We start from the raw sequence: 25,204 nt of genomic DNA on the forward strand, positions 1-25,204 counted from the left end.
GTCCTGTGTGAGACACACAGAAATACATTTTAAGTACACCCAGAAGGAGAGGAAAGTGAAAGAAGCTTCAGACATTCATTTTCACCGTTGACGGTGAACACGATACGTCATCATTATCTTCCAGAGGATTGATTAGCATCTAGACTGTGCACGATAGCTGCAAGGCTCCGCAATCGCTTCTGAGCGACTTCACGTTTAAAGTAATATGCGCCCTCCCCCTGAGCGACCATCGGCGCTCAGAGGTTTTCTACGACGTATTGTATGTGTCAGTAGGCTGTTAGTACGAGGATGCACGAATATCCATCATTGGCTGGAAGACAACTCTGAATATTTGGTTCTCACCAATCTGTATCCATGTTGCCAGTTCTCTTCTGAACGCACTAGAGCCGCCACACCGTCCGGTTGCTTCAGGGTCTGGCCCAACGCCGATTAGCCTTCTACCCGGCTTCAAATAAAAACGAGCTTTCTCGTCTCCACCAATTTGCGCTACAAGCTTGCCATCGATAGAAATAGCAAATAAACAACCCGCACCATTCACGTCTCCCTCCCTGATAACGGTGACGCTGGCATCGCGTCCCTTGTCTTCTGATTGGTAGGCAAGCAATCGATTTGCAGGTACAGGTATAGCATCCCCGGCAGATTGAGGTGACGCGCAGCCGTTCAAAATCGCAATCGCAGCAACGGCAACGGCAACGGCAACGGCAACGGCAATCATTGGTCGCATGAGTTCTTCCTTGTTTTAGGTGAAATGAAGATTTGAGTGCTATTGCTTTGAGGCAAGTTGCGTTCCTACATGAAATCTTCAGATGGTATATAGGTGTTAATTATCGGGGCATCATAGCTCTTACCCGAGCAAGTAACCTTATAAGTAAGCTCGTTTTCTTTAGAGCTTTCATTAGCCTTAATTAGCGCCAATCCTTTCCCTGTCTGAGTACAAGATAGTATGTCATGCATGTAAATTCGGTTTGTTTTCTCGGTTACTGGAAATTCCTGGCAGAAACTCAAATCTCCTGTACAAAGCTCAAGTTTAAGAGCGTAAAGCTCCGTAGCGCCTTGCACCGATGACACCTTGTTAGCTGCCTGTAGCCCTGAGCTACACAGAATGCTCAAGATCAAGGTTGCAGCCGACGTGTTTAGAGTGCTCATAACGATTTCATTCCGATTATTCACTGCCTGTAGTCACCCAGATGAGTTTCAGGAGGGTCAACGATGAATGCTTCTTCCCATATTGGGAGGAAGCAGAACAGCGAGAATATCTGAATTTCAGATATCTGAAAACCAGATATAGCTTGCTGGGCTGAATCTCGCGAAACGGCCTCCCCCATGCCAAAAACGATCTATAGACCCGAACACGACGTACTGCTATCACTTTTGAAGAAGCACAGGAATGCAGCCAAGCTGACACAGGCTGAGTGCTCAAAGGCTTTGAGCCGCCCTCAATCGTTTATGAGTGACGTAGAAAGTGGAACACGTCGGCTGGATATTATTCAGCTCCGAGACCTGTGCAAGGTGCTTGGGATTAGTCTCTGCAAATTTGTACAGGAGCTAGAGAACGCTATCGCGGTTTCTAACTAATTCAGCCCTTTGCTGACCACTGCTCTTCTACCGCATCTCCAAGCTAATCCCTCGACGGTCAGCCAATCATAAACGACTACTTTCAGGCGTTTGAACAGAGCTAGTATCAGGGGGAATAACAGGGGCTGTGCGTCGGCATTTTGTAGCGATCAAGCTGCAACACTGATTAAACCTGGGCTTGAAGCACCTTTAGGCCAAGCGCACTGCACTCTCGCCCTCACACCCCAAATTTGTAGCAAATCTTCGAAAAAACGTAAGCAAATCGTCGCGGCCTGCGCTCTTCTGTCACATATGGAGCAAGAGCCTTGAAGCCCATCCACTCAACGCTCAAGGATAAAGATATGCCAGACAATACAGATGCCCACATCGACACAGCGGACGTGCTGACGCTTCTGCTGCACAACCAGCACGCGATTGCTGCTGCAATTGAAGAACTAGCCGTGTGGGTCAGGTCAAAAGGCTCACCCGAGGTGCATGAGAGCGTCATATCCGCCTTGGAAACAATCGACAAAAATGCCTCGGCCATCGCCACTGGCATTCTTCGGATACGCGAGTAACCACTATCAATTGACTCTAGCCCTCCGATAGTCCGCAGTCGGTCCATCGCACCCCGCATTTATCCATCAATAATCTATTCTAAATAGACTAACGATACGCTATCATTAATCTATTAATTAAATAGACCAAAGGATAGCCAGCAATGAATACCCACTTGTATCTCAGAGCTTCGACCAAAGATCAGGATGCCAATCGTGCAAAAGTCGCCCTTGAGTTGTTCGCTGCCGAGAAAGGGTTGAGCATCGTGGGCGTGCATGCGGAGAACATCAGCGGAACCAAACTTAATCGTCCTGAACTGCTTGCTCTGCTCAATACTGCCGAGAGTGGAGACGTGCTATTGGTTGAGTCTGTAGACCGCCTGAGCCGCCTCTCCCAAGCTGACTGGGACACGCTCAAGGACACGATGAAGGCCAAGGGGTTGCGGCTTGTTGTAGCTGACTTACCTACCAGTCACATGCTGGTTGAAGCGAAGGGAATCACTGGGCAAATCATGGATGTGATCAACAACATGCTGATTGATCTTATGGCGACCATGGCACGGCTGGATCAGGACAAGCGCGTGGAACGAATCAAGCAAGGGTTAGAGAACAAAAAACTTGCTGAACCGGATTGGAAACCATCGGGTAAGGGGCGGAATGCCACGCTGTGGGAACAGGTGAAGTCGTTGTTGGCGAAGCATCCAACAATGTCTGCTGAGCAGATTGCAAAGCTCGCCGACTGTGGTGTCGCAACGGTGTACAGAATCAAACGTGACTCGCATAAGCTCACCCAGCAACGATAAACGGCTAGGCTGTGCGTCACAATCACATCAAGTTAAAACGGCCTTTACGCTATCCTGCGTAACCCCCGACTGCATACCGACCATCGCACAACATCCACACGGATTTTGCAAAAATTTGAGCACTCACCCTTCTGCAAAAGGTGGGACGGTTAAATTCTCGTGACCAATATCCAAACATCCATCGGATTGGATCACTATCAAGAACGTTGAATCCCAGATTGCAAATCTGTGAATTTCAGGAGTTGTGGCGGAGTGACCGACACCTGGTGCAGACAAGCCATCAGACCAGGTCCAATCACGCCCTGCGTACGACAAGTGACTATGCCGACCAGAGACTAATCAACAAAAAAGTATTTGCACTTAACTACTTGAATCATCTCAGCACAAATCGGACGGGCTCGACCATCGTTGGATGATTGATTACAGGGATCAAATAAGGTTGACGACAGTTTTTTGGGATTTATCTGTGTATTTTTCAAGTCCAATTATTTTTTGATAATCTTCTTTGCCCGTAATTATATGAAGTCTTTCCAAGTCCTTTATATCACACTTCAACAGATCAGATATCTCACTCGTTTTGTTTGAGGCGAATAGCATATTTGCTTGAATTTTTGATTCTTCAGCTTGTCTGTCTCTTTCAGTTGGATAAGGCACAGTAAGCCAGCGGCCATATTGTAGGGCTGCGCGAGATGCATGGAGACTACCCCCTCTTATATCCGATTGAATCATAATAACACCTTGAGCAAGTCCGGCTTGCGTTCTATCCCGTTTAACAAAGTGGGCAGGGATTGCAGCGCTACCAAACCCATACTCACTTATTAATGCCCCACCGGATTCAAGGATTTCTGATGCAAGACGCTTATTACTAGATGGTGAAATTGTATGTAACCCATGGGCTAACACCGCAACAGTATGACCTCCCGCAACTAAAGCAGCTTGATGGGCAATGGTGTCACAACCCAATGCAAGTCCGCTTACAACACTCCATTGATTCTTTGCAAAGAAGTTAGTAATTCTTTCTGCGATTAATGTGCCATGAGCTGTCGGTTGGCGAGTGCCAATGATCGCGACCGACTTTTCCGGATTCAGATGAAGTTTTCCTTTTACATATATTATGTAAGGGGCGTCTTTAGTAAGTCGAAGCAATGACGGATATTCGGAATCAAGTAAACTTAGAATTCGACAATTTGAAGCTTCAGCTTGTGCTATTTGATAGCGAGCCTGTTCTAACGCGGTATCCCAAGCGCCTGGCCCGTCAATTGCTTTTTGCAACTTTGAAAGCTTGTTCGCTATTCGGCCGATATCTTCAGTCAAAAAATCCGGAAAGGTTGCAATCTGATGCAAAGAAGCAGGTCCAATACCTTTAAGTAAAGATAAGCCTAGCATTTTTTCCGTTTGCTCTGAGATTACCATTATTAAACCGAAACCGCCTTTGCCAAAGAAATCAAAGTTACATCAACTGCACCAGCACTCTTTAAGTAATGCGATGCATAAAATAAAGTGGCACCTGTTGTAACCACGTCATCAATTACTATATATCGTTTTCCATTAGGTGAACACCCCGGTCGCACGACCATGTGATCCCTGACGTTAATAAAACGATCTTTTGCTCCGAGATTCTCCCCGTGGTTGGAGCGCATTCCATCCGTATACGCAAAGATGTCGGAGATGAATTCTATATTAGCAGCGCCAAAAATTCCAGTGAGCGGGGTAGTTGAATGGGAAAGAGCTAATTGGTTTAAAAGATTCTCAAGGCGAGGTGTTCTTCCTGCACGAGCAGGAATCACAGTTATAATTACAGGATTGCCAAACTGAACATTTATATCTTTAGCAATAAAACGGCGTAAGCTTTCAATCCAGTGAAATGGGAAAATTGATGAGTTCTTATGGCTTTCGATTTCGTGTGAAACTGGATGCCATTTACGCCTTGCAGATAAGGAATCGTCATTTCGAAACCGTCTCCCTAGCACAGAAACTTTGATGAATTGCCTGTTGTCACCTGACTTGTCGAAGTGATTTATCACCTCTACCCTCTCCGGCAATCCAATAGGCGGAGTGGATTTATAATACTCTAGCTGTTCCAGGAGCGGCCAACCGCTTACTGGGTTTTCTAGAAAACTATTTAGCTGATCCGGATTGTTGATCACCGCATCAGGCAAGCGTTCGGTAACATAATAGTTGTCTGGAACGCGGCGGTCCGGCCATGTGGTTGTATCGGCAACGGCCCACACACCCGCTGCGTAGGCAGCGTTGATATCTACTTTACCGTCTCCTACCACTACTACTGCAGATATATCAACTACCCCTAATGAAGCCATTGCACGCTGTATTCCATCAGGTGCAGGCTTAGGATGAACAACATCTTCAGCTGTGATTATAGAGTCCCAATGAAATCCCGCATAGAATGTCGATAGGAGGGTATGCGTATAAGTCTTTGGAGCTCGCGTGAATACGCCGAGCTTGAGGTTCGGATATTTCGATCTCAACTGGTTTAGAAATTGCAGGGTGTATATGACCCGCTGGGGAATTGCTGTTGCTCTTTCGCGGAGATTGTTAATATATTCTGCCGACTGGACGCCTTTAAAAGCGTAACCGCGAAAGTCCAATTCAAGATCACTGGTTTCAATTAAAGTGTTGTCAAGATCAAATATCAATAACTGAAAATGCATCCGTGCCACCCTTAGGTTATGTATGATTATTTATCGACCAATACTTCATTCTAAATATATCTATAGATCGCGAAGCAAATCAAAATGGTATTTCGTCAAAAGAACTAAAATCTGGCACTGGTTTCGGCTTATACTTCTCCACCGCATCCAGCCTTGCATAAATGTTAGCCTCAATAATGTTTCTTTTCTCCTTATTGCTACTGGATAGAAGCTGCAGAAACTCCTTAATGACATTAACAGGCATTCGGTTAACTTTGCTGAAATAGTAAGCGCCGTTTACAAAGCATTTAATCACCTGTGAATTAGAAGGTACCTGATTTTCAAGCATTACACTTTTATAGGTTTTTTCCAAGCGGACAGAAAATTCATCAACTTCAAAATACTTAGCATCTGACACTATTTTCGAAATTGCTGATACTAGACTTCGTGAGAACTCCTGATAAGTCGAAATTTCTAAGTCCGAAAAAGCTACGGATTCTGTCGTATTAGTTAATGCTTCTTCCCTCACGCCAGCAAAAGAGTCAGTACGTTCATGAGGTGATCGCTTCGTCATTCTTTCAACTAAAGGCGAATGATTAAAAGAGAAAATAGAGTTATCGAAAACAATCTTTTCAAATAATTTTCCGACAAAGTATACTTCAGTTGCGTGCGTATAGAGCTTGCTTTCAAATTCTAATGGAAGTTCACACCACCAGTTTAATGAAATACTCTTATCGAAATCCACGTCTTCCAGCACTTTCTTTCCAAATCCGAAATCTATAACTTTAACGACTCCGTCGTTTGTAACCATCAAATTAGATGGTCTGACATCGCGATGAAGAATATTTCGCGACTCTAGATGAGCGAAGGCATCAATTACCTGCAAGAATACTTCATTGATGCTTTCAGGGTGTAGGGTCAAATATTCTTCAATATCCATTCCCTCGACGTACTCCATAAAAATATATCCACTATATTTATCTGGGTACAGCATGTAATTGAATACACGGACAACGTTAATATGGTGCAGCGAGTACAGTAGCTTTATTTCGTCAACAAAGCCTTTAAACAAAAGCTCCTTCCACTCATCCAGTAGGGGGGAGTATTTTTTACAAACAAAATACTCATCAATCACTTCATCATGTAGGAGAACTGTTTTGCCGCACGATCCTTGACCTAGTTCGGCTCGAAGCATAAAGCTTCTACCAAAGGGAAAGTGAATTTTTTTGTCAATCTCCATTTAACCCCCCCCTTATAACTTTAGTTACAACCGCCAGAAGCTTATAACAGAAACTTGGCCTTATGCTTTCCAGGCACGAATAGTCGTTGCGCATAGATGAATATATTGAATTAAAACCTTTATGCTCATTGAAATAGGCGCGCTGAGACACCGTACAACCCAGAACTTCGTGAGCCTGGAAACCTGTTTGCATTCAGCAATCCTCGCCAAATGAACCTCAATGAGTACGTCTGAGAGAGTGGAGTCGGTTGACTCATCGCCTCCCCCGCATCCGCAGAAGACTAGCAGCATACGAATGATTTCGAAATGCCATTAATACCTAGGGCATGGCTCATAGAGCGCTGCAATATCAGGTGCTGAGGCCGTCTCTAGAACCGCTACCCGATCAGGAATGATCCCGCTTTGTTTGGCTTTATACGCCACAGCCATAGAAAGCCGCGTTCAGACATTAGGCTAAAGCGGATACCGCAATACAAAGCCCCGCCGAAGCGGGGCTTTGCATCACACCACGACCTTCAAAACTATTACTGCCGCCACTCTGTTGGCCCCTGCTCCCCCGGCATGACCAAAGCCTCATAATTCGAGATGCCCGCAGCACGTGCAGCCGCCGCCACTGTTGCCTTCGTGAAAGTGACCGCACTGTCTATCGTGTTACCGGGAAGGAACCACGCGGTCCACAAGGTTGTGAGCTTGTGCTTTGAATAGTTTTGACCCTTGAGATATTCGTAAAACTTAGCCCTCGCTGACTGAGCTACGTTACCGTTCAAGTCCACCGTTAAGGTTACAAAAATGGTCATGACTCAATCCCCCCGCGCCTTGTTGGCTTGAGATACGACCGAACCAGCAAGGGTCTTTGTCTCTTCGCTGTACTTCTCACTCTGAAGCACCCGACCTGCTTTCGCTTCCATCTCAGCACTCGTTTGCTTACCAGTGTTGGCTTGGGCCAACGCGGAGGCAGCGAGACTTTTGGCGATTGCAGAGGCATGAGGATCGCGGAGGGTTTCAGAGGCCAGCTTGGCCACCTTCGCGGAGGACTGCTTTGAATTACTAGGCATGACATTTTACCTTTGTAGCAAAGGATAGAATTGTCACCCCCAAGGATTGCCGACCAGCAGAGAGCTGTTGACGATCCCGCCAATGTTTGGCTCAATGCAGTCCCCCTGGGGCTAACGTAATCGCTACTGTTTAGCTTTAGTTGGTGCGGATGGTTGTGATCTAAGTTGTCCAGACCGAGCACGACCATTCGCAGACTTTTCTAAGTAACTAATTCTAGATCAGCAGCTAACGGAAGCCCTATATGTAGGGGTTTTGCTCCGTTGAGATACAGGATATTGCGTTTCGTGTGACAATTGCAACGTACTACATGTGGATAAACCAGTGCGTAAATGCATCTAAAATTCGGAACCGTCCTGCAAGCCCCGTGCCGACTGGCCCAGTACGTTTAATATTTTTTTTAGAAGGTGTGTGATCGCCGTACTGGTACACCATTTTCCCCGCCTCCCTGCCACTCTCCCGCCGGTATAAATCGCTCAGCGTCCAACGCAACCGCTCATGCTCAACCTTGAGCGAGCCAAGCTCTTTGCCCGCCTGACGGCACATCGATATCAGCCCGGACAACTCCTTGTGTGCGCTCCGAAGATTCCGGCGAGTCAGCTCAAGCTCCGAGCACAACAAGTCGCATTGATGCTTCAGCAGCTCTTCATGTGAGGGCAAGCCAAGCTCAAATCCCGCCTCATCGATTAGGTCGTCTTTCATTTGGGTAGCGCCACATACTGTCCGTGCATGCACGACGGTTTGAAAAACGCTCGCTCAAGCGGGAGAAGACAGGTGGTGAAAAAGACAGGGAGATAGAGGAAGGATTGCGCATGAGAAGCGGCTGATTGGTCGTTCACATTGCCCAGTGTGAACGGAGCCTATATTTTGTGAACGTTCTGCATGAAATCCGAAGCACAAAAAAGGGCCCACCTTTCGGTGAGCCCTTCTAGACCGCCCAGCAGAGCGGATTTTGTTTGGTAGGCGCGATTGGACTCGAACCAACGACCCCCACCATGTCAAGGTGGTGCTCTAACCAACTGAGCTACGTGCCTGCTGTGAGGCGGCATTCTACGGAATTCCGGAGGGGTGTCAACACCTTTTTTTCACCTAACCCTATGAATATGCAAAATATTTAATTTCGGCCCGGCGGCATTGGATTTCCGGTAGCTGGCGGAGGTTTTTCAACTCGGGTAGGATCGCTGCACTCGTAAAATATATTAAACACAGAGGCTGCAGGATGGCGAACACTCCTTACCCCGAGTCTTATTATGCGGCGTCGGCCACTGCCGTACCGCCCCGCCCTGCCTTGCAGGGTGATGTGGAGACGGACGTCTGCGTGATCGGCGCCGGGTACACCGGACTGTCCTCTGCCCTGTTCCTGCTGGAGAACGGTTTTCGCGTGACCGTGCTGGAAGCGGCCAAGGTCGGCTTCGGCGCCTCCGGGCGTAATGGCGGGCAGATCGTTAATAGCTATAGCCGCGACATCGACGTGATCGAACGCAGCGTCGGCCCCAAGCAGGCGCAATTGCTCGGGCAGATGGCGTTTGAAGGCGGCCGGATCATTCGCGAGCGCGTGGCGAAATACAACATACAGTGCGACTTGAAGGATGGCGGCGTGTTTGCGGCCCTCACTGCCAAGCAAATGGGGCATCTGGAATCGCAGAAGCGTCTCTGGGAGCGCTTCGGCCATACGCAACTGGAACTGCTCGATCAGCAGCGCATTCGCGAAGTGGTCGCGTGTGATCAATATATCGGCGGCATGCTCGACATGAGCGGTGGCCATATTCATCCGCTGAACTTGGCGCTCGGTGAAGCAGCTGCGGTTGAGTCGCTCGGCGGCACTATTTATGAACAATCGCCTGCCGTGCGCATCGAGCGCGGAGCCAACCCGGTGGTGCACACGCCACAAGGCCGGGTGCGCGCCAAATTCATCATCGTCGCCGGCAACGCCTACCTCGGTAATCTGGTACCGGAGCTGGCGGCCAAATCGATGCCCTGCGGCACGCAGGTGATCACCACCGAGCCGCTGGGTGACGATCTCGCGAAAACGCTGCTGCCCCAGGACTATTGCGTTGAAGACTGTAATTACCTGCTCGATTACTACCGTTTGACCGGCGACAAACGCCTGATCTTCGGCGGCGGCGTGGTGTATGGCGCGCGCGATCCGGCGAATATCGAGGCGATCATCCGCCCGAAAATGCTCAAGGCGTTTCCGCAGCTCAAGGATGTGAAGATTGATTACGCCTGGACGGGCAATTTCCTGCTGACCCTGTCGCGTTTGCCGCAAGTGGGGCGTTTGGGCGACAACATTTATTACTCGCAGGGCTGCAGCGGCCATGGCGTGACGTATACGCATTTGGCGGGCAAGGTGCTGGCGGAGGCGTTGCGCGGGCAGGCTGAGCGTTTTGATGCTTTTGCGGATTTGCCGCATTACCCGTTCCCGGGTGGGCAGATGTTGCGAACGCCATTTGCGGCGTTGGGGGCTTGGTATTACGGGTTGCGGGATAAGTACGGCTTTTAAATTCGAGCTATGGAAACCCTGTGGTGAGGGGATTTATCCCCGATGGGTCGCGCAGCGGCCCCAAAAAATGGGACTGCTACGCAGTCCATCGGGGATAAATCCCCTCGCCACAAATGCACCTACCACCTAATCAGAGCTGGTCGCGGGCGATGCCGCTGCGGATCCGCAGAATGTCGGCGAGCACCGCCAAGGCAATCTCCGCCGGCGTCTTGCTGCCGAGGTTAAGACCAATCGGCGCATGAATCCGCGCCAACTCAGCCTCCCCCAGCCCACCGATTCGACGCAACCGCTCAAAGCGCTTCTGTGACGTCTGCAGCGAACCCATCACGCCAATGTAGAACGCTTCGGTGCGCACCGCTTCCATCATCGCCAGATCATCGATGCGTGGATCATGGGTCAACGCGACAACTGCCGTATCACGGTGACAGCCGCCATCGGCGATAAACACCGAAGGCAATTGCCGGCGAATCTCCACACCATCCAGCACCACACCTTCGAGCACTTCGTCGCGCGGATCGCAAAGAATCACTTCAAACCCGAGGCCAACGGCGAACTCGGCACACGCCTGCGCCACGCTGGAATAGCCGGCGAGCAACAAGCGCTGCGCCGCGCCGACACGAATCCGCACCCGATCGATCTCGCGCTCGATCCGCGCACCCTGCTCGCGATCAGCGAACAGAGCGCGCGCACCGCTGGCCAGATCGACCTCGCGAATCAAGCGACGCTGCCCCAGCAACGCCGACTCCAGTTCACGCAGATGCGCCTGCACCTCGCAGTCGGCGTCAAATTTCTCAACCAGCACATCGAGAATGCCGCCACAGGGCAGGCTGACCCGCGAACGCGGATCGTCACCCTCGCCGTAACGCACGACATTGACCGCATCGAGAAACGCACCTTCGGCAACACGCTCAAGGAAGTCTTCCTCGACGCAACCACCCGACAGCGACCCGATCCACTGCCCGCCATCGTTCACCGCCAGCAGCGAACCTGGCGCACGCGGTGCCGAGCCGTAAGTGGTCAGCACGGTGCAAAGCCAGATGCGCTGCCCCGCCACCGACCACTCCAGCGCCCGGCGCACCACTTGCAGATCGAGATGCTGCATGTCAGTGGGCCTTGTGCTCGATGGACGGTGCGTCGGCTTGCAGCTTCTGCACCTCGCTGACTGCCAGCTCGGCGGACTGCCCTCCCCACCCTTGACGCAGGTAGTTGAGCAGATCGGTCAGCTGTTCAGGACTGAGCTTGTCGGCAAAACCCGGCATCGGCTGCATGTGTTCGAACCCGGAGAACTTCTGCTCGCCGATACCGTCTTCGATCACGCGCAACAGGTTGCGTGGGTCTTCCAGGCGCAACGTGGTATTGCCGCGCATGGCCACCGCGATGTGCGGTTTGCCTTCGCCACCGACCGCATGGCAACCGGCGCAGACGTTCAGGTATTCCTGCTGGCCGCGCTGGGCACTGGCGCTGAGTTTGTCCACGGGCACTTCAACCAGCGTTTTCGCTGCCGGCGGTTTGTCGCCGAGCAGGAACGTCGCCATCGCCGCCAGATCGGTGTCGCTCAGGCCTTGCGTGCTGTTGTGGAACACCGGGAACATCTCGTTGAACATCGTCCCCTGCGCACTCATGCCGTGCTTGAGGAACGTGCCCAGATCCTGCTCGTTCCAGCCGCGAGCGGCCAGATCGGTGGCCAACAAGCTCGGCGCCAGGTAACCATTGAGGATGCCGCCGGTCAGGCGCTTGTCCAACTGCATCGCGCCCGGCAGGCCGCGTGGCGTATGGCATTCGCCGCAGTGGCCGAGGACTTCGACCATGTACTGGCCGCGTTTCCAGGCGTCACTTTTGCCTTCGGCCGGCTCCAGCTTCAACGCTTTGCCGTACACCATGTTCCAGCCGATCAGGCCTGGGCGCACGTTGAACGGAAAGCTCAGGCTGGTGACCGGGGCTGCACGCTCGATCGGCTCGATGGTTTTCAGGTACGCATGGATCGCGTCCGAATCTGCACGCGGCATCAGGTGATACGAGGTGTACGGCATCGCCGGATAGAGGTTGGCACCGTCACGACGCTTGCCTTCGGTCAGCGCAGCGAAGAACTCGTCATCGTTGTACAAACCGATGCCGTGCTCTTTGCTCGGCGTGATGTTAGTGCCGTAGATCGTGCCGAACGGCGAGACAATCGGCAGGCCGCCCGCAAACGGCGCGCCACCCGGAGCGGTGTGGCAAGCCATGCAGTCAGCGGCGCGGGCGAGGTACTCGCCGCGCTTGACCTGATCATCAGCGTGGGCAAACAACACCGGCGCAGCGAGGCCGACCGCCAGGGTCAGGCGGGTCAGAAAAAGCTTCATGCTTAACCCTCCTTGACCAGGCCGAGATCGGTGAGCACGTTGCGGGTGGCGTTGTAATAACGCACGTACCCGGTGCAACGGCAGACGTGATGGCCGAGGCTGTCCTCGATGACTTTTTCCAGCTGGCTTTTGACGATCGGCTGGCGCTGCAGCTTCTCGACCAGCACGGTCGCAGCATTGACGAAACCCGGGGCGCAGTAGCTGCACTGGAAAGCGAACTCGTCGACGAAGCGTTGCTGGATCGGGTTCAGCTCGGTGACCTGACCACTCTCGTCACGCTTGGCGTGGGATTCAATGGTGCGGACTTTCTTGCCTTCGAAGTAATGCGCGCCAGTGATGCAGGTGCGCACTTCTTCGCTGGTGCCGTCCGCGTTGTCGACGATCACCACGCAGGCGTGGCAGATGCCCTGGCCGCAGCCCAGACGCGAACCGGTGAGGTTTTTGTATTCGTGCAGGTAGTCGATCATCGGCAGGTCATCAGGGATGTCCACCGGGCCGACGGATTGACCATTGAGGGTCAGTTGAAGCGGACGGTTAGCCATTGAGGGCCTCCTTGATGCGCGCTGGAGTGATAGGCAGATCGCGAACACGTTTGCCGATGGCGTGCGCCACGGCGTTACCGATGGCACCGACGATCGGGATCATCACCACTTCGGCGATGCCTTTGGACGGATCGCTTGGCGACAGTGCCGGGAGAATCTCCGACGTCTGTTTCCACACGGCAACATGACGCGCCATCGGCAGACGGTAACGGTTGAAGTTCCAGTCACCCTCCCCCGGCCCGCCTTCGTACAGCGGCATCTCTTCCATCAAGGCGTGACCGATGCCCATGGCGATACCGCCTTCCATCTGGCCCTTGACCAGCTCCTCGACCAGCACACGGCCGCACTCGACCCACGAATGGTGGTTGAGCACTTCGACTTCGGCCGAGCCCTTGTTGACCTTCAGCTCGACCAGCGTGGCGACCGGGCTGTAGTAGGTCACGGCGGCGTTGTTCAGTTGAGTCGCCGGGTAACTGATGTTCTGGCGATCCAACAGGTGGAAACCGGCCGTGCTCATCAGCGCTTGCTTGGCTTTCGGCGCACCGTCGCCGTACTTCACCGCCAGACCGTCAAGCGGCAGACGCTCGCGCACGCCGTCGATGCTGTACTCAGCCTCGGCCCAACTCCAGCGGTTGAAACCGTGGACGGTGGCCGCGGTGACCAGACCACGCTCGTGAGCGCGTTTGGCCAGCTCTTCGAAGCTCAATGGCTGCATGCCGTTGGCCGTCAGTTTGCCGTCGACCCAATGCGCATCTTCGCGACGTACCACGTAAGGGTTGGCCTGGCCGCCGAACGGCCCCTGACGCCAGATCTCCAGCGCTGCCGGCCACAAACCGTGGTTGAACAACACGCGCGCCGCTTCACGGGTGGCGTGGCTGAAGTAGTACGCCGAGTTGGTCGCCGACGAGGCCGAGGCCAATTTGCCAACCCAACGCGGGTTGCGCAGGAAGTTGTCCTGCTCGGCCTGAGTCATGATGTAAGGGTTGCCGCTGGTGATCAGCTGCATTTCCTTCCATTCGGTTTCGCCAGTCTTCACTTCGTGCGCCGGACTGCCGAGGAAATCGGCCACCACCAAGGCTTGCGAGGTGGACATACCGGTGCCGATTTCGATACCGATGTGGCGCAAGGTGATGCGACCGTCAGCGGTGAATTCGATGCTGGCCATCGGCGCTTCGGAACCGGTGCCGAAGTCTTTCTGGCAAATGGCAAAACCGACGCCGTACCAGTTATCCGGGTCTGCGGCTTCGCGCTGTTGCTTGATCGCGTCGCGGTTTTTCCAGACTTCGTGCACCGAGGCTTTATCGAGAATCTCGTGCAGGCGCAAAGCACCGGCCGGGATCGCGCCCTGGGTGTTTTTCATGCCCGAACGCAGGGCGTTCTTGCGACGCAGATCGATCGCATCAACACCCAGGCGATTGGCGATTTCGTCGACCATCATTTCGGTCGACGCCATGCTTTGCAGGGTGCCGTAACCGCGCATCGAACCGGCTTCAACGCCACGCGAGTGATAGGCGGTGACTTGCAGGTCGTTCTGCGGCATGTAGTAGATCGATTGCGCAGCGGTGGCGCCAACCGCAGCCACCGACGGGCTGTAGTTGATCCGGCCACCACCGTCGACGCTCATTTCCGCGCGGAAAATCTTGAAGCTGTAGTCGTTCTTGTCCACGGCCAATTGGTAGCGGATGTCGAACGGGTGACGCTTGATGCCGCTCTGGAACTGCTCGTAGCGGTCGTTGGCCAGGCGCACCGGCACACCGGCGCCGTACAGCGCAGCAAGGGCTGCGTAGTAGACGAAGATGTTGTGGTCTTTGGAACCGTAACCCACGGTGTAACCCGGGTGCATATTGAGGTTGTCGAGGCCGAAGCGCGACGGCGCGATCATTTTCGCGGTCTCGGTCGCAGCTTCCAGTGGGCACTGGGTGGCCACCACGAAATGCAGGGTCTTGGTTTTCGGGTCGTACCAGCCGTTGCCGTTGTCCGGCTCCATGGCGGCCGGTTCGATCGACGGGGTCTTGTAGCGTTCGTCGAACACCAGCCAGTTGTCAGGCGGGGTGTCGATCTCTTTCTTCATGCGGTCGGCGTAGAACAGGCCGCGCTCGGTCAGGTTGCCGTGCAGGTTGGGCTGGGAATTCCACACCGGACGACGGTTTTTCAGCATCGGAAAGAGGATCGAGTCCTTCAGGCTGGCGAATTCGTCTTCGTCGGCCGAGGTCGGGCCGCCAACGCGCACATAGCGGAAGCTGCCGTAGGGGTCGCCTTCGTAGAACGGCACTTGTGCACCGTAACGAATCGCTTTGTCATTGAATTTGAGCTTGTTCTTGGCCTGACGGAAACGCTCGAAATCATTCCAGATCAGAATGGCCACCGGGTGACCGATGAACATCGGCACTTTGCCTTCCGGCAGCAATGGATCCGGCGCGTGCTCTTCAGGGAAGACGATGCCGTCCTTGTCCAGATCCGCGGCGGTGACGATGCGGTCAGGCTGCAAATCGGCCCCCAGCCACGACAGGTCATAGCCGTCGTAGATGCGGTCAGCCTTGATGGTTTTCAGCAGCATGGCGTGGCCTTGCTGTTCCGGCCAGCCCGGCATGTCCTTGGAACGGATGTCGCGAGCAAAGACCTTGCTGCCGCAGACCTTGGACAGTGCGTCGTTACGCTGACGCGCCTTGCCGTTGTTGCCGAGCCATTTCTCGGACGGCACGGTAACGCTGTTTTCCATCAAGGCAGCCAGCGCCTGACTGCTGAGCGGCGTGAGCGTGACGCTCACACCCGCCACCAGCCCGCCCTGGAGGAACGAGCGCCGGGATATATCACGGTTGGACATGGATCATCCTCTGGGCGGTTATACGTCCGCCCTTCTGGTTATCTACTGGGGAATCTCGAGTCTTGCAGAAGCCCTTCTTGGCTAAACGAAGGGCGTGTTGACAGTGCAAAGCTGACCGAAAGGTTAACTTTAAAGGTTTCTGCGCTCGCAGCAAACAACCAGATACAAATTTCTGACTAAAGAATCAAAAAAGACAATGCGACGTGGCACCGCATGATGGTTACAGGCATTCCATGTAGGAGCTGTCGAGTAAAACGAGGCTGCGATCTTTTGATCTTGCTTCTGCGATCAAGATCAAAAGATCGCAGCGTGCCGCAGCTCCTACAGGGAGCCGGGTTGCGTGATGGGAGCGGAGGTCAAATTTCAGACACAAAAAACCCCGGTCTTTCGACCAGGGTCTTTGCTATCGATTCCGAATCAACCAGTGGTTGCTTTCGGTGCTTCAAGGCGTTCAGTGGTCCTTGAAGCAGATATGGCGCAGCGGACGGGACTCGAACCCGCGACCCCCGGCGTGACAGGCCGGTATTCTAACCGACTGAACTACCGCTGCGTATCGCTTTGAGCTTGCGCTCAAGTAACTCGTTTTGATTGAAAGCTTCGGTGCTTTTCAATCGCAAACCAGACAAGTCTGATTTGTACAATATGGCGCAGCGGACGGGACTCGAACCCGCGACCCCCGGCGTGACAGGCCGGTATTCTAACCGACTGAACTACCGCTGCGCGTCGGTGCAGGCACTTTCAGCCTACGTTCTTGCTTACGCAAGTATCTCGGGGAGTGGTGGGTGATGACGGGATCGAACCGCCGACATTCTGCTTGTAAGGCAGACGCTCTCCCAGCTGAGCTAATCACCCGTTTGCATCTCCGAGGCCGCGAAATTTACGCAGGTAGCGAACCTAAGTCAATAGCAGGATTGAAGTTTTTCTAAAAAAGACGAAATTGCTTCATTCCTCAAGATGCCATCAACTGTCAGACCGCTATCGCGAGCAGGCTCCCTCCTATAGGGGATCGCCGCTTCGGTCGCTATTCGCTGTAAATCATCTTCTTGGTCATGCCGCCATCGACGACGAATTCCTGCCCGGTGACAAACCCGGCATTCCTCGACAGCAACCAGGCGACCATCGCCGCCACATCTTCAACCGTCCCTACCCTGCCCGCCGGATGCTGAGCATGATCGGCATCGGCCAAAGGCTCGGCTCGACGCGCAGAAGGATCGCGCGCATCGATCCAGCCCGGACTGACGGCGTTGACGCGAATCTCCGGCCCCAAGCTGATCGCCAGCGCATGCGTCAGCGCCAGCAGTCCGCCCTTGCTCGCCGCATACGCTTCGGAGTCGGCCTCCGACTGCCGCGCACGGGTCGAGGCCAGATTGACGATCGAACCGTTGTGCGCGCGCAGATACGGCGCACAGTGCTTGGCCAGCAACATCGGCCCACTGAGGTTCACCGCCAGCACGCGATTCCAGTACGCCAGATCGAGGCTTTCCAGGGTGATGTTGTGCGGATCCGCCACCGCCGCGTTGCACACCAGCGCATCGAGACGACCAAACTGCCCCAACACCTCGGCAACGCCCAGCGCTACCTGACCCTCATCGGCAACGTCCATGGCGATGAACCAGGCGTTTTCGCCCAGCACCTTCGCCACTTTCGAACCACGCGCGCGATCCAGATCGGTCAGCACCACCTGCCAGCCTTCGCTGATCAGCCACGCCGCAATCCCCAGACCGATACCGCGCGCGGCACCCGTGACCAGTGCAACGCGGCCATGGGTACCTGCTGTTGGCGTCGACAACTCGATCACAGCGCTGCCAGACCGCGCGCCAGATCGGCTTGCAGATCCGCCACATCTTCCAGACCGACCGCGATACGGATCAGGCTGTCGCGAATACCCGCCGCCTCACGTTCCTGCGGCGCGAGACGGCCGTGGGAGGTGGTGCTCGGATGGGTGATCGTGGTCTTGCTATCGCCCAGATTAGCCGTGATCGAAATCAGGCGAGTGGCATCGATAAAGCGCCAGGCGCCCTCTTTACCGCCCTTGACCTCAAAGCTTACAACCGCACCGAAGCCTTTCTGCTGACGCTGGGCCAGCTCATGTTGCGGATGGCTCTTGAGCCCGGCGTAATGGACTTTCTCGATACCGTCCTGCTGCTCCAGCCATTCGGCCAGTTGCTGGGCGTTGGCGCAGTGCGCCTTCATCCGCAGATTGAGGGTTTCCAGACCCTTGAGGAAGATCCACGCATTGAACGGGCTCAGCGTCGGGCCGGCAGTGCGCAGGAAGCCGACGATTTCTTTCATCTGCTCGCTGCGACCGGCGACCACGCCACCCATGCAACGGCCCTGGCCGTCGATGAACTTGGTTGCCGAGTGCACGACGATGTCCGCACCCATTTTCAGCGGCTGCTGCAAGGCAGGTGTGCAGAAGCAGTTGTCGACCACCAGCATCGCGCCTTTGGCGTGAGCGATTTCCGCCAGCGCGGCGATGTCGACCAGTTCAGCCAGAGGGTTAGACGGCGATTCAACAAAGAGCAATTTGGTGTTCGGCTTGATCGCCGCATCCCAAGCCGACAGGTCGGCCAGCGGGACATAATCGACTTCCACACCGAAACGTTTGAAGTACTTCTCGAACAGACTGATGGTCGAGCCGAACACGCTGCGCGAGACCAGCACGTGATCGCCGGCACTGCACAGGCTCATCACCACTGCCATGATCGCCGCCATGCCGGTTGCGGTCGCAACGGCCTGCTCGGCGCTTTCCAGCGCAGCAATGCGCTCTTCGAACGCGCGTACAGTCGGGTTGGTGTAGCGCGAGTAAACGTTGCCCGGCACTTCGCCGGCAAACCGCGCAGCGGCGTCGGCAGCGGTGCGGAATACGTAGCTGGAAGTGAAGAACATCGGATCACCGTGCTCACCTTCCGGCGTACGGTGCTGACCGGCACGTACGGCCAGGGTATCGAACGCTACGCCTTCAAGGTCGCTGTCCAGCCGACCGGCATCCCATTCCTGACTCATGCTGTCACTCCTTGCGCTGTTCTCGAAAATAGAAAGTCAGATACAAAACCGGCCCCTCAGGGCCGGTAGAAACTCAGTTGTTGTACAGATCGATGATCGCACTGACCGCCTGGGTCTTGATCTTCGAGGAGTCGTTACGCGCCTGTTCGATCTTGTTCAGGTACGCCTCGTCGACGTCGCCGGTGACGTACTTGCCGTCGAACACTGCGCAATCGAAGTTCTCGATCTTGATCTTGCCGCCACCGACCGCTTCGATCAAGTCAGGCAGGTCCTGATAGATCAGCCAGTCAGCGCCGATCAGATCCGCCACGTCCTGAGTCGAACGGTTGTGCGCGATCAGTTCGTGGGCGCTTGGCATGTCGATGCCGTAGACGTTCGGGAAGCGTACTGCCGGAGCAGCCGAGCAGAAGTAGACGTTTTTCGCGCCGGCCTCGCGGGCCATCTGGATGATCTGCTTGCAAGTGGTGCCACGCACGATCGAGTCGTCGACCAGCATCACGTTCTTGCCGCGGAATTCCAGCTCGATAGCATTGAGCTTCTGGCGCACCGATTTCTTGCGAGCCGCCTGGCCCGGCATGATGAAGGTACGGCCGATGTAACGGTTCTTGACGAAACCTTCGCGGAATTTCACGCCCAGGTGGTTGGCCAGTTCCAGTGCCGCGGTACGGCTGGTGTCCGGAATCGGGATAACCACATCGATGTCGTGCTCTGGACGCTCGCGCAGGATCTTCTCGGCGAGCTTCTCACCCATGCGCAGACGAGCCTTGTAGACCGACACGCCGTCGATGATCGAATCCGGACGCGCCAGGTAGACGTGTTCGAAAATGCACGGGGTCAAAGACGGGTTGGTCGCGCACTGACGGGTGTGCAGCTTGCCGTCTTCAGTGATGTAGACCGCTTCGCCCGGGGCCAGGTCGCGAATCAGGGTGAAACCGAGCACGTCCAGGGAAACGCTTTCCGAGGCGATCATGTACTCGACGCCTTCGTCAGTGTGACGCTGACCGAACACGATTGGACGGATGCCGTGCGGGTCACGGAAACCGACGATGCCGTAACCGGTCACCATGGCGACTACCGCGTAACCGCCGACGCAACGGTTGTGCACGTCGGTCACCGCGGCAAACACGTCTTCTTCAGTCGGTTGCAGCTTGCCGCGCTGGGCCAGCTCGTGAGCGAACACGTTCAGCAGCACTTCCGAGTCGGAACTGGTGTTGACGTGACGCAGGTCGGATTCGTAGATCTCTTTGGCCAACTGCTCAACGTTGGTCAGGTTACCGTTGTGCGCCAAGGTGATGCCGTAAGGCGAGTTGACGTAAAACGGTTGGGCTTCGGCCGAAGTCGAGCTGCCCGCGGTCGGGTAACGGACGTGGCCGATGCCCATGTGGCCAACCAGGCGCTGCATGTGACGCTGTTGAAACACGTCACGCACCAGACCATTGTCCTTGCGCAGGAACAACCGGCCATCATGGCTGGTGACGATACCGGCAGCGTCCTGGCCGCGGTGCTGGAGCACGGTTAGCGCGTCATACAGCGCCTGATTGACGTTCGACTTACCGACGATACCGACGATGCCACACATGCGACGCAACCCCTACTTAATGGATCTGAACTGAACAACACTCACTGAGGCGTTTTCGCCGACGGCAAGAGTTGCTCCTTGAACGGAAGATCAGCGGGTACGCTGATTCCGCTGGCAAGCCACTGACTGCTCCACCCGAGGATCAGGTTTTTGGACCAGTCGGCGACCAATAGAAACTTGGGAACGAGCTGGGATTCTTTCCACCACCCGTCCTGCTGTACCGGCCCCAGACTCAACAGCCCGACCGCCACGACCACCAGCAACACGCCACGCGCTGCGCCGAAGGCCATGCCGAGGAATCGATCGGTCCCGGACAATCCGGTGACGCGAACCAACTCGCCGATAAGATAATTGATCATTGCGCCCACGATCAGTGTGGCGACAAACATGATGGCACAGCCCGCGATCACGCGAGCCGATGGGGTTTCGATGTATCCGGCGAGGTACTCGGACAATGAGCCACCGAACATCCAGGCGACGGCTCCTGCGATGATCCAGGTCACCAGCGATAATGCTTCCTTGACGAAGCCGCGGCTCAAACTGATCAAAGCGGAGATGGCGATGATTGCAACGATCGCCCAGTCAACCCAGGTAAATGGCACAGTGCAGCCTACAGACGGATAAGGCGGCGCATTTTAGCAGAGCGCATGCCTCTCGGTAAGCTGCGATTGTCAGTGCATTTCAATCGAAGCGATAGTTTTTAGCCGCGCTCAGGCTGGAAACGCACGACAAACCCTTTGAGGTTCTGCTGACGACCCAACAGATCACGCAGACGATCGGCTTCGGCGCGCTCGATCAGCGGCCCGACAAATACCCGATTCTTGCCATCGGCGGAACGGATATAGGCGTTGTAACCCTGGCTGCGCAGGGTTTTCTGCAGGCTTTCGGCACTGGCGCGGCTCGACAGGCTGGCCAACTGCACCGACCAGCTTACCGACAGGCCGTTGGCATCGACGCGACTTTGCGTGGTGTCAGGCTTGGACGAGGAAGCTGTGATTGGCTGAGCAGGCGCCGGAATCGGTTTGGCCACCGCAGGCGGCGCAGCGGGCTTGGCGATCAAAATAGGCGCAGTCGGTGCTGGCGTCGGCGCAACAGGTGCAGCAGGCGCCGTGTCTTGCGCGACTTCTTCATCCGTCGGCACCGGCTCTTGCGGCAGGGTTTGCGGCTCAGGCACGGCCACGGTCTCCATTTGCACCTGTGGCACCACGGGCGCTTGCGGAGCGGCCGGCGCATCGACAGTCACCTGACGCTGCTCATCCTCACGGGTAAACAACATCGGCAGGAAAATCACCGCCAGCGCCACCAGCACCAACGCGCCAACCATGCGCTGCTTGTACGCTTTATCCAGCAAAGCCATTTGCCGCTTCCTCCGTGGAGCGCCGGGCCAGCCATTGAAGGGCCTCGGCGACACAATAAAATGATCCGAACAACAGAATCTCGTCGTCGCTGGTCGCTACGGCGCACTGCCCTTCCAGCGCAGCCGCGACACTGTCGTAAGACGTGACCGACGCGCCAAGGTTCTGCAATGCCGCCTGCAATTCAGCCACCGGGCGCGCACGCGGCGAATCCAGCGGCGCCACCGCCCAGTGCTCGACACTAGCATTCAATTCGCCGACAACACCATCCAGATCCTTGTCGGCCAGCAGACCAAACACCGCCAGGCGTTTGCCCACCGGCGGCCGCGAGGCCAGACGACGGGCCAGATACCCGGCAGCATGCGGATTGTGACCAACATCCAGCAACAAATTCAGGCGCTTGCCGTTCCACTCGAACGAGCGGCGATCGAGACGACCGACCACGCGAGTCGCCTGCAAAGCAGCGACGATCTGCTGCGCATTCCACGGCAAACCAAGCAACAAGTAAGCCTGCAACGCCAGCGCGGCGTTTTCCATCGGCAGATCCAGCAGCGGCAGGTCAAACAGCTCAACTGCCTGTCCTTGCGCATCGGTACCGCGCCATTGCCAGTGCTGATCAGTGATGCCGAGATCGAAATCACGACCCCGCAGGAAAAATGGACAGACCAGCTCACGCGCCTTGTCGAGCAACGGTTGCGGCGGATTCAGATCGCCACACAGGGCAGGCTTGCCCTGACGGAAGATCCCGGCCTTCTCGAACGCCACGGATTCACGGGTGTCGCCCAGATAATCGGCGTGATCGACACCAATACTGGTGACCAGCGCGATATCGGCATCGACCACGTTAACGGTATCCAGACGCCCGCCCAGACCGACTTCGAGCACCACAGCGTCAAGTTTTGCCTGTTGAAACAGCCAGAACGCCGCCAGGGTGCCCATTTCGAAGTAAGTCAGGGAAGTGTCGCCACGCCCGGCCTCGACCGCAGCAAAGGCTTCGCACAACTGCGCGTCAGTGGCTTCGACGCCATTGAGCTGCACCCGCTCGTTGTAACGCAGCAGGTGCGGAGAATTGTAGACACCAACGCTCAGGCCCTGCGCCCGCAGCAAGGAAGCCACGAAAGCGCAGGTCGAACCCTTGCCGTTGGTGCCGGTGACCGTAATCACCCGAGGCGCCGGCTGGCCCAGCCCCATACGGGACGCTACCTGTTGCGAACGCTCCAGGCCCATGTCGATGGCCGACGGATGCAACTGCTCAAGGTAGGCGAGCCATTCGCCAAGGGTGCGCTCGGTCATAGGCCAGCAGGGACCGGTGGAACCACGATCGGCTCGATTGGCGCAGCAACGAATTTCGGCGTCGGCTTGCCAGTCATTTGTGCCAGCAGGTTACCCAGACGCGGGCGCAGTTCCTGACGGTGGATGATCATGTCGATCGCGCCGTGTTCCAGCAGGAATTCGCTGCGCTGGAAGCCTTCCGGCAGCTTTTCACGCACGGTTTGCTCGATAACGCGCGGACCGGCGAAGCCGATCAGGGCCTTTGGCTCACCGACGATCACGTCGCCAAGCATTGCCAGACTGGCGGAAACACCGCCGTAGACCGGGTCGGTCAGCACGGAGATGAACGGAATGCCTTCTTCACGCAGACGCGCCAGTACCGCCGAGGTCTTGGCCATCTGCATCAGCGAGATCAGCGCTTCCTGCATGCGCGCACCGCCGGAAGCGGCGAAGCAGATCATCGGGCAGCGGTTTTCCAACGCGTAGTTGGCGGCACGTACAAAGCGCTCACCAACGATGGCGCCCATCGAGCCACCCATGAAGCTGAATTCGAAGGCCGAAACCACCACCGGCATGCCCAGCAGGGTGCCACTGACGGAGATCAGTGCGTCTTTTTCGCCGGTCTGCTTTTGCGCAGCGACCAAACGATCCTTGTACTTTTTGCCGTCGCGGAATTTCAGACGGTCAACCGGCTCCAGATCGGCGCCCAGTTCGTTGCGACCTTCGGCATCGAGGAAGATGTCGATGCGCGCACGTGCGCCGATGCGCATGTGGTGGTTGCACTTGGGGCAAACGTCCAGGGTCTTTTCCAGCTCTGGACGATACAACACCGCCTCGCAAGACGGGCATTTGTGCCACAGACCTTCAGGGACCGAGCTCTTCTTGACCTCGGAACGCATGATCGAAGGGATCAGTTTGTCTACTAACCAGTTGCTCATGCTTTCTTTCTCCAGTACCGGCGGCCCGAACGCTCTGGTTCGCAGCCCCGCGTATGCCCTTCAGCTAAATTCATGTGTGTGGCGATGGTGGATGAGTGGCCACGGTCAGCGCGAAACATGACCTGCGTGCCCTTCACAAACCCTCAGCCGCGCCTGCTTTGTGCAAGTGCATTGATGGACGGCGGCAGACTGCCAGCCGTCACATCAATATCGGCACCGCCGCTCTGTAGGAGCTGACGAGTGCAACGAGGCTGCGATCCTTTGATCTTGTTTTTTACGATCAAAAGATCGCAGCCTCGTTGCACTCGTCAGCTCCTACAGGCTCCTGCAGGTTCCTGCAGGTTCCTATTTGTCTTTTACTGCTTTGATAAATGCGCGGATCTTTGCGTGATCCTTGATGCCTTTGCTCGCTTCCACCCCGCCACTGACGTCTACGGCATAGGGTTTTACCCGGGCCACGGCGTCCGCAATGTTTTCCGGGGTCAGGCCCCCGGCCAGAATCAACGGTTTGCTCAAAGCTTGCGGAATCAATGACCAGTCGAACGCCTCACCGGTTCCGCCGGGCACGCCTTCGACATAAGTGTCGAGCAGCACGCCACTGGCGCTCGGGTAGGCATCAACGGCGGCCGCAATGTCATCACCGGCCTTGACCCGCAGCGCCTTGATGTACGGACGATGCCAGCCTTCGCAATCTTCAGCGACTTCATCACCATGGAACTGCAGCAAATCCAGCGGCACGGCATCGAGGATTTCCCCCAACTCGCAGCGGCTGGCGTTGACGAACAGGCCCACGGTGGTCACAAACGGCGGCAACGCCTGGATGATCGCTCGTGCCTGCTGCACGCTGACCGCACGCGGACTCTTGGCGTAGAACACGAATCCGATCGCATCCGCCCCGGCCTCGACGGCGGCCAGCGCATCTTCTATGCGGGTAATCCCGCAGATCTTGCTGCGAACGGCAGACATGTCGAGAAAAACTCCAAGCTAAAAT

General features: G+C 55.5%; 23 protein-coding genes and 4 tRNA genes. 4 read left to right on the plus strand and 23 right to left on the minus strand.

Translation table 11 applies throughout. The features are described from left to right. Nucleotides 1-277: 277 nt before the first annotated feature. The gene (locus ACZZ0B_RS16020; RefSeq protein WP_463545745.1) at nt 278-724 is read right to left on the minus strand and encodes a 3-isopropylmalate dehydratase; all 447 of its coding nucleotides are present in this window, start codon (nt 722-724) and stop codon (nt 278-280) included. 599 nt (nt 725-1,323) lie between these two features. Here ACZZ0B_RS16020 and ACZZ0B_RS16025 point away from each other — a divergent pair. From ACZZ0B_RS16025 to ACZZ0B_RS16035, 3 genes are all read left to right on the plus strand, one after another. Continuing rightward, nucleotides 1,324-1,575, plus strand: coding sequence for a helix-turn-helix domain-containing protein (locus ACZZ0B_RS16025; RefSeq protein ID WP_463545746.1), 252 nt, complete (start codon nt 1,324-1,326; stop codon nt 1,573-1,575). Between the two features lie 341 nt (nt 1,576-1,916). Further along, nucleotides 1,917-2,132 (plus strand): hypothetical protein, encoded by a 216-nt coding sequence (locus tag ACZZ0B_RS16030; protein WP_463546944.1) that lies wholly within the window; start codon nt 1,917-1,919, stop codon nt 2,130-2,132. A gap of 143 nt (nt 2,133-2,275) precedes the next feature. Beyond that, a complete protein-coding gene (locus ACZZ0B_RS16035; RefSeq protein WP_463545747.1) occupies nt 2,276-2,914 on the plus strand; it encodes a recombinase family protein in 639 nt (212 codons plus the stop codon). 429 nt (nt 2,915-3,343) lie between these two features. Here ACZZ0B_RS16035 and ACZZ0B_RS16040 read toward each other — a convergent pair whose 3' ends face one another. The 7 genes from ACZZ0B_RS16040 to ACZZ0B_RS16070 all read right to left on the minus strand — a co-directional run bounded on the left by ACZZ0B_RS16040 (nt 3,344) and on the right by ACZZ0B_RS16070 (nt 8,889). Next, nucleotides 3,344-4,327: a DNA-processing protein DprA gene (locus ACZZ0B_RS16040; protein WP_264364859.1), complete on the minus strand. Its 984-nt coding sequence runs from the start codon at nt 4,325-4,327 to the stop codon at nt 3,344-3,346. 2 nt (nt 4,328-4,329) lie between these two features. Then, complete coding sequence (locus ACZZ0B_RS16045; RefSeq protein ID WP_463545748.1) at nt 4,330-5,583, minus strand: HAD hydrolase-like protein; 1,254 nt, start codon at nt 5,581-5,583, stop codon at nt 4,330-4,332. A 79-nt stretch (nt 5,584-5,662) separates the two neighbouring features. Beyond that, complete coding sequence (locus ACZZ0B_RS16050) at nt 5,663-6,802, minus strand: protein kinase family protein (RefSeq protein ID WP_463545749.1); 1,140 nt, start codon at nt 6,800-6,802, stop codon at nt 5,663-5,665. 524 nt (nt 6,803-7,326) lie between these two features. Next, nucleotides 7,327-7,599: a hypothetical protein gene (locus ACZZ0B_RS16055; protein WP_463545750.1), complete on the minus strand. Its 273-nt coding sequence runs from the start codon at nt 7,597-7,599 to the stop codon at nt 7,327-7,329. Between the two features lie 3 nt (nt 7,600-7,602). After that, nucleotides 7,603-7,857, minus strand: coding sequence for a hypothetical protein (locus ACZZ0B_RS16060; RefSeq protein WP_264364856.1), 255 nt, complete (start codon nt 7,855-7,857; stop codon nt 7,603-7,605). 304 nt (nt 7,858-8,161) lie between these two features. Further along, nucleotides 8,162-8,557 (minus strand): hypothetical protein, encoded by a 396-nt coding sequence (locus ACZZ0B_RS16065; RefSeq protein WP_463545751.1) that lies wholly within the window; start codon nt 8,555-8,557, stop codon nt 8,162-8,164. A gap of 255 nt (nt 8,558-8,812) precedes the next feature. Beyond that, nucleotides 8,813-8,889: transfer RNA gene (locus ACZZ0B_RS16070), tRNA-Val, on the minus strand. A gap of 185 nt (nt 8,890-9,074) precedes the next feature. Between ACZZ0B_RS16070 and ACZZ0B_RS16075 the strand changes: the two genes are divergently transcribed. After that, complete coding sequence (locus ACZZ0B_RS16075) at nt 9,075-10,358, plus strand: NAD(P)/FAD-dependent oxidoreductase (protein ID WP_463545752.1); 1,284 nt, start codon at nt 9,075-9,077, stop codon at nt 10,356-10,358. 130 nt (nt 10,359-10,488) lie between these two features. On the opposite strand, the gene ACZZ0B_RS16080 is transcribed toward ACZZ0B_RS16075, so the two are convergent. From ACZZ0B_RS16080 to ACZZ0B_RS16150, 15 genes are all read right to left on the minus strand, one after another. Further along, complete coding sequence (locus ACZZ0B_RS16080) at nt 10,489-11,460, minus strand: XdhC family protein (protein ID WP_463545753.1); 972 nt, start codon at nt 11,458-11,460, stop codon at nt 10,489-10,491. Between the two features lies 1 nt (nt 11,461). Continuing rightward, nucleotides 11,462-12,697: a c-type cytochrome gene (locus ACZZ0B_RS16085; RefSeq protein ID WP_463545754.1), complete on the minus strand. Its 1,236-nt coding sequence runs from the start codon at nt 12,695-12,697 to the stop codon at nt 11,462-11,464. A gap of 2 nt (nt 12,698-12,699) precedes the next feature. Further along, a complete protein-coding gene (locus ACZZ0B_RS16090) occupies nt 12,700-13,239 on the minus strand; it encodes a (2Fe-2S)-binding protein (RefSeq protein ID WP_008083226.1) in 540 nt (179 codons plus the stop codon). Then, a complete protein-coding gene (locus ACZZ0B_RS16095; protein WP_463545755.1) occupies nt 13,232-16,063 on the minus strand; it encodes a xanthine dehydrogenase family protein molybdopterin-binding subunit in 2,832 nt (943 codons plus the stop codon). The genes ACZZ0B_RS16090 and ACZZ0B_RS16095 overlap by 8 nt, the downstream gene beginning before the upstream one ends. 473 nt (nt 16,064-16,536) lie before the next feature. Beyond that, nucleotides 16,537-16,613, minus strand: a tRNA-Asp gene (locus ACZZ0B_RS16100). A 93-nt stretch (nt 16,614-16,706) separates the two neighbouring features. Then, nucleotides 16,707-16,783 (minus strand) — tRNA-Asp (locus ACZZ0B_RS16105). Between the two features lie 56 nt (nt 16,784-16,839). After that, nucleotides 16,840-16,915 (minus strand) — tRNA-Val (locus tag ACZZ0B_RS16110). A gap of 169 nt (nt 16,916-17,084) precedes the next feature. Continuing rightward, on the minus strand, nt 17,085-17,861 hold the full coding sequence (locus ACZZ0B_RS16115; protein ID WP_008083223.1) for an SDR family oxidoreductase: 777 nt from the start codon (nt 17,859-17,861) through the stop codon (nt 17,085-17,087). Beyond that, on the minus strand, nt 17,858-19,069 hold the full coding sequence (locus ACZZ0B_RS16120) for an O-succinylhomoserine sulfhydrylase (RefSeq protein WP_158829488.1): 1,212 nt from the start codon (nt 19,067-19,069) through the stop codon (nt 17,858-17,860). The genes ACZZ0B_RS16115 and ACZZ0B_RS16120 overlap by 4 nt, the downstream gene beginning before the upstream one ends. Nucleotides 19,070-19,142: 73 nt before the next feature. Further along, nucleotides 19,143-20,648: an amidophosphoribosyltransferase gene (purF, locus tag ACZZ0B_RS16125; protein WP_007913462.1), complete on the minus strand. Its 1,506-nt coding sequence runs from the start codon at nt 20,646-20,648 to the stop codon at nt 19,143-19,145. Nucleotides 20,649-20,689: 41 nt separating this feature from the next. Then, nucleotides 20,690-21,250 (minus strand): CvpA family protein, encoded by a 561-nt coding sequence (locus tag ACZZ0B_RS16130; protein ID WP_008083218.1) that lies wholly within the window; start codon nt 21,248-21,250, stop codon nt 20,690-20,692. 98 nt (nt 21,251-21,348) lie between these two features. Next, nucleotides 21,349-22,005: an SPOR domain-containing protein gene (locus ACZZ0B_RS16135; RefSeq protein WP_463545756.1), complete on the minus strand. Its 657-nt coding sequence runs from the start codon at nt 22,003-22,005 to the stop codon at nt 21,349-21,351. Then, nucleotides 21,989-23,296 (minus strand): bifunctional tetrahydrofolate synthase/dihydrofolate synthase, encoded by a 1,308-nt coding sequence (gene folC, locus ACZZ0B_RS16140; RefSeq protein WP_463545757.1) that lies wholly within the window; start codon nt 23,294-23,296, stop codon nt 21,989-21,991. Before folC ends, ACZZ0B_RS16135 begins: the two co-directional genes overlap by 17 nt. Next, nucleotides 23,293-24,213 carry an acetyl-CoA carboxylase, carboxyltransferase subunit beta gene (gene accD / locus ACZZ0B_RS16145; protein ID WP_008083214.1) on the minus strand — a complete coding sequence of 307 codons (921 nt, stop codon included), beginning with the start codon at nt 24,211-24,213 and terminating at the stop codon, nt 23,293-23,295. The genes folC and accD overlap by 4 nt, the downstream gene beginning before the upstream one ends. A gap of 345 nt (nt 24,214-24,558) precedes the next feature. Further along, a complete protein-coding gene (locus ACZZ0B_RS16150) occupies nt 24,559-25,179 on the minus strand; it encodes a phosphoribosylanthranilate isomerase (RefSeq protein ID WP_463545758.1) in 621 nt (206 codons plus the stop codon). Nucleotides 25,180-25,204: the final 25 nt, after the last annotated feature.

It is taken from the genome of Pseudomonas sp. AC247 (genome assembly GCF_979258015.1).

What these genes read in the sequence shown, in the direction of transcription:
- ACZZ0B_RS16135 (WP_463545756.1), bottom strand. Translation starts at nt 22,005, where the DNA reads ATGGCTTTGCTGGATAAAGCGTACAAGCAGCGCATGGTTGGCGCGTTG.
- accD (WP_008083214.1), bottom strand. Translation starts at nt 24,213, where the DNA reads ATGAGCAACTGGTTAGTAGACAAACTGATCCCTTCGATCATGCGTTCC.
- purF (WP_007913462.1), bottom strand. Translation starts at nt 20,648, where the DNA reads ATGTGTGGCATCGTCGGTATCGTCGGTAAGTCGAACGTCAATCAGGCG.
- ACZZ0B_RS16090 (WP_008083226.1), bottom strand. Translation starts at nt 13,239, where the DNA reads ATGGCTAACCGTCCGCTTCAACTGACCCTCAATGGTCAATCCGTCGGC.
- ACZZ0B_RS16055 (WP_463545750.1), bottom strand. Translation starts at nt 7,599, where the DNA reads ATGACCATTTTTGTAACCTTAACGGTGGACTTGAACGGTAACGTAGCT.
- ACZZ0B_RS16080 (WP_463545753.1), bottom strand. Translation starts at nt 11,460, where the DNA reads ATGCAGCATCTCGATCTGCAAGTGGTGCGCCGGGCGCTGGAGTGGTCG.
- ACZZ0B_RS16020 (WP_463545745.1), bottom strand. Translation starts at nt 724, where the DNA reads ATGCGACCAATGATTGCCGTTGCCGTTGCCGTTGCCGTTGCCGTTGCT.
- ACZZ0B_RS16120 (WP_158829488.1), bottom strand. Translation starts at nt 19,069, where the DNA reads ATGAGTCAGGAATGGGATGCCGGTCGGCTGGACAGCGACCTTGAAGGC.
- ACZZ0B_RS16060 (WP_264364856.1), bottom strand. Translation starts at nt 7,857, where the DNA reads ATGCCTAGTAATTCAAAGCAGTCCTCCGCGAAGGTGGCCAAGCTGGCC.
- ACZZ0B_RS16095 (WP_463545755.1), bottom strand. Translation starts at nt 16,063, where the DNA reads ATGTCCAACCGTGATATATCCCGGCGCTCGTTCCTCCAGGGCGGGCTG.
- ACZZ0B_RS16030 (WP_463546944.1), top strand. Translation starts at nt 1,917, where the DNA reads ATGCCAGACAATACAGATGCCCACATCGACACAGCGGACGTGCTGACG.
- ACZZ0B_RS16065 (WP_463545751.1), bottom strand. Translation starts at nt 8,557, where the DNA reads ATGAAAGACGACCTAATCGATGAGGCGGGATTTGAGCTTGGCTTGCCC.
- ACZZ0B_RS16035 (WP_463545747.1), top strand. Translation starts at nt 2,276, where the DNA reads ATGAATACCCACTTGTATCTCAGAGCTTCGACCAAAGATCAGGATGCC.
- ACZZ0B_RS16085 (WP_463545754.1), bottom strand. Translation starts at nt 12,697, where the DNA reads ATGAAGCTTTTTCTGACCCGCCTGACCCTGGCGGTCGGCCTCGCTGCG.
- folC (WP_463545757.1), bottom strand. Translation starts at nt 23,296, where the DNA reads ATGACCGAGCGCACCCTTGGCGAATGGCTCGCCTACCTTGAGCAGTTG.
- ACZZ0B_RS16075 (WP_463545752.1), top strand. Translation starts at nt 9,075, where the DNA reads ATGGCGAACACTCCTTACCCCGAGTCTTATTATGCGGCGTCGGCCACT.
- ACZZ0B_RS16040 (WP_264364859.1), bottom strand. Translation starts at nt 4,327, where the DNA reads ATGGTAATCTCAGAGCAAACGGAAAAAATGCTAGGCTTATCTTTACTT.
- ACZZ0B_RS16045 (WP_463545748.1), bottom strand. Translation starts at nt 5,583, where the DNA reads ATGCATTTTCAGTTATTGATATTTGATCTTGACAACACTTTAATTGAA.
- ACZZ0B_RS16150 (WP_463545758.1), bottom strand. Translation starts at nt 25,179, where the DNA reads ATGTCTGCCGTTCGCAGCAAGATCTGCGGGATTACCCGCATAGAAGAT.
- ACZZ0B_RS16025 (WP_463545746.1), top strand. Translation starts at nt 1,324, where the DNA reads ATGCCAAAAACGATCTATAGACCCGAACACGACGTACTGCTATCACTT.
- ACZZ0B_RS16050 (WP_463545749.1), bottom strand. Translation starts at nt 6,802, where the DNA reads ATGGAGATTGACAAAAAAATTCACTTTCCCTTTGGTAGAAGCTTTATG.